The sequence below is a fragment of the Streptomyces carpinensis genome (genome assembly GCF_002154505.1).
In the GTDB taxonomy this organism is placed as follows: domain Bacteria; phylum Actinomycetota; class Actinomycetes; order Streptomycetales; family Streptomycetaceae; genus Streptomyces; species Streptomyces carpinensis.
Map to the genome: position 1 here is coordinate 1 of NZ_MUBM01000544.1, position 6,924 is coordinate 6,924.

A 6,924-nucleotide genomic window follows, 5' to 3' on the forward strand; every position below is an offset into this window, starting at 1 on the left:
CGACTCAATACGCGCCCTAGTTCGCCGAGGTTGGCGGGCCGCTCCCACAAAGGCGCCCAGATCTCGCCTTTGGCAGTCTCACGGGCCGAGGCGGTGGGGTGCCCGATGGGGGTGGCGTGCACGCTGAACGGCCAGGCCGCTCCCGGCTCGGCGGCGTTGCGGCGGACCGCGGCGCTGGCGAACAGCAGCAGCCCCTCGCAGGTCAGAATGGTGCGCCAGGGGTTGACGAAGCCTTGCTTGTCGGGCTCGCCCCAGATGGAGGCCAGGACCCCTCCGGCGCGGCCGGGGTCGAACTGGCCGACGGCTCCTCGCCGGTACGGGATGTCTTCGGCACCGGTCAGGGCGGCGCGTACCCATGCGGCGGCATGGCTGTGGTCGGCTTCGGGACCGAGGACCAGGGCGAGATGCTGGAGGTAGGTGGCGGACAGCTCCTGGCGGCCGAAATTACCGCCCGTGCCGGCCACCGGATTGAAGTGGACATCCGGACCGCTAAGGACAGCAGCAACGTCGATCCAGGGCAGTGCCTCGTCGGGGAAGGTGTTGCGGCAGAGGCTGATCACGGATTGCTTGTGCTGTTTGGCCCACAGGCTCTCACCCGCCCAGCCGCGTGCACGTCCTTCGGCTACGACCTCGCGGCCTGCGGTGATGGCCTCTCGCAGTACCGCCAGGCGTGGGTCGTGGCTGTTTTCGATCTGGGCCACGGCCCTTTCGGCTTCCACGCTCTTGCCGTTGCTGGCGAACCCCGATCCAGCGTTCCACGGGGAGACGATGGGGCTTGGTTTGTAAGAGCTGACGAGCCACGTGGCCAGCTCATCAATGCTGGTTGCGCTGGTGAGGACGGGAAGGTCGTCTGCCCAGCGCAGCCATGTGGTGGTGTTGTGCTGCGCCGCCAAAATACGCAGCAGGCCGAGCGCACTGAGGTAGCCGCCCAGTGTCGTAGCGCGCAATCCGCGCAGCGGAATCTGGATACTCACCACAGCACCTCCTGCTCGAATGCACCCGCCTGTGCAGGAATCGGCAGCGGGCCGGCCGGCGACTGCTCGTCCGACGAGATGGCTTGGTCCTGCGCGATCTGCGGTGTGCGGTAGGCCCGGCTGGCCCGCCAGTCCGCGACACGCACGAGCGCCTCCAGCAAGGCCAGTCGAAACGGCCCGAGCACGGACAGAAGCTGAGAGGTCCGCTGCGTCCAGGAGGGAGCCCCCTGGGGACCACCGCCAAGAAAGAGGACAGACGGGTCGACGACAATGCGCGGAAGCACCTGGCCCCCCGGCAGCTCAACCGGGCCAACCTCCTCCGCCGGTTCGACGCCCAGGACCCGAGGCGGCACGCGTTCGGCCTCACCCGGCATAGAACGCACCGACACCCGCACCTTGCCGTGGTGCGCCGCCGCAAGGTAAGCGATCAAATCCGAGTGCTCGCTGCCACCCAGGAGAGTGCTGTCCGGATGCAACAGTGCCAGCGCACTGATCAGTTCGTGCCGGAAGTACTTGCGCTCGTGCCGACCCATCCGGTGACACGATTTCGCCCAGGGCCCTTCGCCCGGCGGCTGCTCGCCTTCGGGACAACTGCGGCGGATCGTGTTGGCGAACACGGAATGCGCCTTGCCCAGGTCGTGATAGCGACCGGCCAGCCGAGCGGCCTCCAGGTGTCCGGCAGACAGCCCGTCCAATGGAGCCAAGCCATCTACCACCAGCCCGACTTCCCGTTCGACGTCCTCAAGGTGCTCGATCAAGTCAACCCACCGATCGGCGCAGGAGGCATCGTCCTTGCTCATGCCGTCCGGAACTTTCCCGGTCCGGACGTAGGAGGTCACCGGGCCTCGGTGCTTCAGCCCCCACCCGAGCTTCGAGTCGTACCAGCCCGAGGCTGTAGAGGTCAGCAAAACGGTGCCGGGCCGGATGTCCGCGAACTGGGCACGACGCCAGGCTCCTTCCGCGTCCGCGACCCACAACGGACCCAAAGAGTCCTTCACGATCGTCTTGAGGTCCCCGACCGGCGCAGCGCACAACTCCTCGCGGGCAGGAAACGCCTCACGCTCGCCCGGCCTGCCGTCCGTCAAATCGCGCCACGCCACCAAGGCCGTAGTGTCCTGGCCATCCCTGATCCACTGGGAAACGTCGATGTCCGCACCGCTCAGGTCGGGCATGGTGTCGAACAATTGCAGCAGATCACGGCTCCGCAGGACCGGATGGACAACGGGCTTGGGGACGACGGGCATCTCCTGGAGCATCGTGGAGGTCACACAGGCTCCCTCCAACGACGTGAGTGCCTCCACCGCAGTCTCGACATCCTCTTGCTCATACGGCGCGTACTGCCCCCGTCCGGAGGGAGGCGGGGCCCACAGCAGGTTGGCGCCTTCCGGGAACTCACCGGCGCGGTTACACCGGCCGGCCCGTTGCACCACCGAGGAAAACAGAGCCGCCTCGGTGAACAGCACCCGAGACGAGAGATCGACGCCTGCCTCCAGGACCTGGGTGCTCACCACGATCTGGCCAGCAGCGGACAACGGAGCCTTCAGCTCACCCATCAGCCTCTCCCGCTCGGGCGGCCGGAACCGGGAATGCAACAGCACCACTTCCGGCCCGCCCCGGCGAACGAGCTTGGCCAAGGCCGCCTGAACCGCCACCGCGCGTTCCACCGTGTTGAACACAGCGATCGTCCGCGCCCCCGGCACGTGACGCGCCACCAGGACCTGCGCCACCCCGGCCGGGTAAGCAGCCGCCGACTCGGGCACCTCCACCCGCTCAACCTGCCGCACCGCGTTCAACCGCGCGGCCAGGCCACCGACCCGGTCGTCTTCCCCCAGCTCCACCGCACCTCGCACCTCGCGGTGGTCGGGCGTGCACACCTCTTGCGGTGCAAGCGTCGCCGACATCCACGTCGACCGCGACGGCGCACCCGTACCGAACTTCTCACGCAGGCCCTGCAGCTGCGCAGACGTCGGCAGCCCAGGCCCCATCAGCTGCGTCTCATCAAAGACGAACTGCACACCGCTGTGAAGCAACCCAAACGACACCGGCCATTGCGCACGCGACTCCCCATACCCGCGCATCAACAACCGGGACAGCAACATGTCCTGCGTCCCGATGAACACCGCGGCCCGCGACGGATCCATACGCCACGCGTCATCGTCACGGTCCTCACCCCCCATGAAAACATGGACCCCCACCGCCCCGGCTAGACCAGCGTTGGCAATCCACTCCCGTACCACGGCCGCCGTCTGCTCGACCAACGACCGCAGCGGCAGAACGAACACCAACCACCGAGCCTCACCGGCGCGCACTGCGGCCTCGGGATGCTCCAGACGGCGCCACAACCACGGCAGAACCCCCGCCGCTGTCTTACCCGCCCCCGTGGGAACCCGCAGCAACTCCGGCAGACCCTCCGCCGCAAGCCGCTCCTGGTACGGATACGGCCTCGCATCGACATCATTCAACGCAGCACGAAACATCTCTACGAACGTCCGACCCACGCACACCCCTCCCCAAACTGCGCAGTTGGCGAACCACGCCGCATACTGACACGCCCCACTGACAACCACCGCTGACAAGGCCCACGCCAGGGCTACCGGCACCACGTAGGTGGGCTGTTTCATGCCTGCGGAAGACCCAGTGGAGGGCCGCGATGCTCAACTACCGCGGACCGGAAGCGACCTGTCCGGAACCGACCTGGCCACCTTCTACCGGCCCGCAGGCACGACCACGTGGCAGGTCCTGAGCAACAACCTGCCCAGCACGGCCGTGATGCAACTGAGTCTCGGGGCGTCGGTTGATCCAGGCTAGGCCGGTGGGGCTCCGTTCGGGCATGGGTCGGCCCCGGGGCGGGCGGCTGTCCGCCCCGGGGCCGAGGTGAGGTTGGTCAGATGGTGGTGAAGGCGGGCTCGCGGAGGAGCGCGCTGGTGAAGCTGATCCGGTAGTCGATGCAGCGGTTCTTCTTGGACGCGTTGCAGGACCTGCACAGCGGCTGGATGTTGTCGATGTGGTCCCGGCCGCCGAGGGACAGCGGGTGGACGTGGTCGGGCTCAAGCGGGCCGTCCGTGCGCAGGCAGCCGATGCAGCAGCCGTACGAGTCGCGCAGAGTGATCCACTCGATCCGGCTCACGCCGCCGCCGGGGGCCGCGAGCTTGCGGGCGCGGTACCGGGCGCGGCGGGCACGGTTGGCGACCGGGTTCTCCCTGATCCACTCGGCGTTCTTGGCCGCGTAGTACGCCTTGTTCGCCTGGTAGTGCCGACGTCCAGCGGCCCTGGCCTTATCGCCGTTGCGCTCGCGGTACCGGCGGTCACGCGCCGCCTGGGCCTCCGGGTTGGCCGCCCGCTCCTCGCGGGCGGTCTCTTTCAGGCACTCCTTGCACCGGCTCGTGCGCAGGCCGGTGGAGTAGGTGAAGTCGGCGATCGGCTTCACTTCCTTGCACTTGGGGCACGTCTTGCGGTCGGGTAGAGGAGAGCCCTGGGGGCGGTACTGCTCGGGGTTAGGCGAGCGGCACAGCTTGCACACGTTGCGACGGCCGTCGCGCATCCGCTTGTTCCGATGGAAGTCGGTGAGCGGCTTCTCCTTGCGGCACTTCTTGCAGGCCCTCCGCTCAGGGCGCGGTGCTTCGGCCAGCTCAGAGTTCTCGGGCTTCGCGTACCGGCACGCACGGCAGACGCTCCGTCGGCCGTCCTTCATGGTCGTGTTCCGATGGAACTCGGTGAGCGGCTTCTCCTTCTGGCACTTCTTGCAGGTCTTCACCAGAGGCCGCCCTGCCTGTGCGATGACCGGAAGATCGCGCCCAGCTCGGGTACTTGCTCGCCTGTCTGCTCCGTGTACCACCTGGACAGATGACTGCGATGGCACCAATTTCCTTCGATGCCCAGCTTGTCGAAGCAGAGGAGGACCACCGGGGCGTCCAGGTCGTTGGCTCTGGCGATCTCAAGCAGTTCCTCGCGGATGGCGTCGATGCCGATCTGGTCCAGCATCCGCCGGTACTGGAACTCGTAGGCATCCGCCGCAAGGCCCGCGCGAACCAGCGACCAGGGCGGGGTGACGAGCTTCGCGTGGCCGCCGAGCGCGTACGGGAGTTGGAACCGCGGCCTGCCTGCCGTCGTGCGTACCGGCGTGCCCATGGCGGGCTGGAACTCCTGGAACGTGCAGGTGGCGATGCGGAGGTCGCTCATGGGGTCTTCGTCCTCTCTGGACTGTTCTGGTGGGTTCATCCTGTAGGGCCTCCTTCGGGTGGGGTTGGTGAGTGGTGGTTCTCCTCCCTTCCTTTCCTGAAGCCACTTTGCGTAATCTATTTTGCGAAACCGCATTGCGCAAAGAGACTTTCAAGAAACCGCAGGTCAGAGGCAGTCAGGCAGCGCGGAAGAGTTCCTTGCCGTTGACCGTGATCCGGACCGGGATCGACCCGTCCGCGTTCGCGAGGACGTCGGGCACCTCGCCGCTGTCCAGGTGGAGCGACACGCACAGCCCCTCTCCCGGCTCCCAGGAGGCGTACACCTGCGCCCCACCGTTCTCCAGGCAGGGCACGGTGCCCTCCTCGTCCAGGCCCTTGGCGAGGAAGCGCGCGGCCAGGTTGAGTTCGTCGGCCAGGCCCTGCGTCAGCCGGTCGGCGGCCGGCCGCAGTTCGGGCGCGAGCGCGTAGGCGACCGCGCGGACCTCGGCCGGGGTGTAGCAGCCGGCGACCTGGCCGGGCGTGCCGGGGAGCCGCGCGGCCAGCGCGTCCCACAGATCCATGTACAGGGCCTTGCGGGCGGGGCGGGTGCCGTCGTGCAGGCTCTGCTTCCAGGCCGCGCTGAACGCGGGCATGTCGAACGCTGCCGTGGGCGCGAGGTCGTAGGCGACCTGCAGGAGCAGCCGGTTGTCGAGGAGGGCGCGGCCGTCCGCGTACTCGGCGATCTTCTCGGTGCGGGCCTGGACGATGTCGGCGACGCGGAGGACGGCGGCGGCGAGCTGGGCGGGGCTGTGCACTGTCGTGGTGCTGGGCATGGTTGGGTCCTTCTGTGAGGGGCCCGGAGGTCCGGGCGGGGGTGAGGGGGGTCAGGCCGCGAACTCGAAGAGGTCGAGCTGGCGGGGCTGGCGCATCAGCCAGTCGTGGGTGCGCAGCCGGCTCCCGGCGTAGCCGGGCAGGTAGACCAGGCAGGTGCGGACGCCGGTCCCGGAGACTGCGAACGAGTCGTCGGGCAGGCGCTCGATGTCGCCGCCGACCTCTTCGACGACCTCGCGGAAGTCGGTGGACTTCTGGTCGCTCCACCACATGAGTCCCTGGTTCATGATGGCGACGAGGATCCCGTCGTCCTTCATGAACTGGACGGCGTGCAAGATGTGGTCCAGGCCGTTGTTGAACGGCGGGTTCATCACGATCCGGTCGTATCCCTGCTCCCAGTCGAGCGGGTCGAGGCCGAGGAAGTCGGCCTCCGTCACCTTCCGGCAGTCGCCCTGCGAGCGGAGGATCTGCGCGCGCCGCTCGTCGAGTTCGACGGCGTCGACCAGGCCGCCGCGGCTGGCGATGTCGGCGGTCATCGCGCCCGCCCCGGCTGACGGTTCGAGGACGGTGTCCCCGGCCCGGATTCCGGCGAGGTCGACGACCTGGGTGACGAGCGCGGGCGGGGTGGCGTACCAGCCCTGCTCGTTCTTCGACGGGTACTCGCCGGCGGCCAGGCACTGCCGCATGAACTCCTCGATGCGGTACGGGAAGACGTGCGCGCGGACCTTCTTCCGGCCGTCCCACCGGCCGCCCATGTCCCGGAGCACCTTGTCGACCTGCTCGTAGACCGGCCGGTCGAGTTCGAACGGGACGCGCACCTGGTCGTGCCGGATCTCCGTGCGCTGGTCGGTGAGGACGGTGAGGACGTCGGTCGGGAAGAACATGGGCTGCCTCCTGCAGTTCGCTGATCGGGTGGGGTGGTGCCTGCGGGCCGGGGGCCGCTGGCGGGGACGGCGTGGGGG

Annotated in this window: 6 protein-coding genes; all 6 read right to left on the reverse strand. The window is 68.3% G+C overall.

The genetic code is table 11. From position 1 onward, the window contains the following. On the reverse strand, positions 1-974 hold a 974-nt coding region (gene cas8g1, locus BZY54_RS45695), incomplete at its 3' end, for a type I-G CRISPR-associated protein Cas8g1/Csx17 (RefSeq protein WP_143668327.1). Next, a complete protein-coding gene (gene cas3g / locus BZY54_RS45700) occupies positions 971-3,472 on the reverse strand; it encodes a type I-G CRISPR-associated helicase/endonuclease Cas3g (protein ID WP_158104020.1) in 2,502 nt (833 codons plus the stop codon). The genes cas3g and cas8g1, both read right to left, overlap by 4 nt. A gap of 386 nt (positions 3,473-3,858) precedes the next feature. Continuing rightward, on the reverse strand, positions 3,859-4,728 hold the full coding sequence (locus BZY54_RS45705) for an HNH endonuclease (RefSeq protein WP_086731243.1): 870 nt from the start codon (positions 4,726-4,728) through the stop codon (positions 3,859-3,861). Beyond that, positions 4,725-5,153, reverse strand: a complete 429-nt coding sequence (locus tag BZY54_RS45710) for a hypothetical protein (protein ID WP_086731246.1) — start codon at positions 5,151-5,153, stop codon at positions 4,725-4,727. Before BZY54_RS45710 ends, BZY54_RS45705 begins: the two co-directional genes overlap by 4 nt. 175 nt (positions 5,154-5,328) lie before the next feature. Continuing rightward, positions 5,329-5,964, reverse strand: coding sequence for a hypothetical protein (locus BZY54_RS45715; protein WP_086731244.1), 636 nt, complete (start codon positions 5,962-5,964; stop codon positions 5,329-5,331). Positions 5,965-6,015: 51 nt separating this feature from the next. Then, the gene (locus tag BZY54_RS45720) at positions 6,016-6,846 is read right to left on the reverse strand and encodes a methyltransferase (protein WP_086731245.1); all 831 of its coding nucleotides are present in this window, start codon (positions 6,844-6,846) and stop codon (positions 6,016-6,018) included. Between the last annotated feature and the right edge of the window lie 78 nt (positions 6,847-6,924).

Coding starts and splice junctions, on each gene's coding strand:
- BZY54_RS45710 (WP_086731246.1), bottom strand. CDS start 5,153: ATGAGCGACCTCCGCATCGCCACCTGCACGTTCCAGGAGTTCCAGCCC.
- BZY54_RS45715 (WP_086731244.1), bottom strand. CDS start 5,964: ATGCCCAGCACCACGACAGTGCACAGCCCCGCCCAGCTCGCCGCCGCC.
- BZY54_RS45720 (WP_086731245.1), bottom strand. CDS start 6,846: ATGTTCTTCCCGACCGACGTCCTCACCGTCCTCACCGACCAGCGCACG.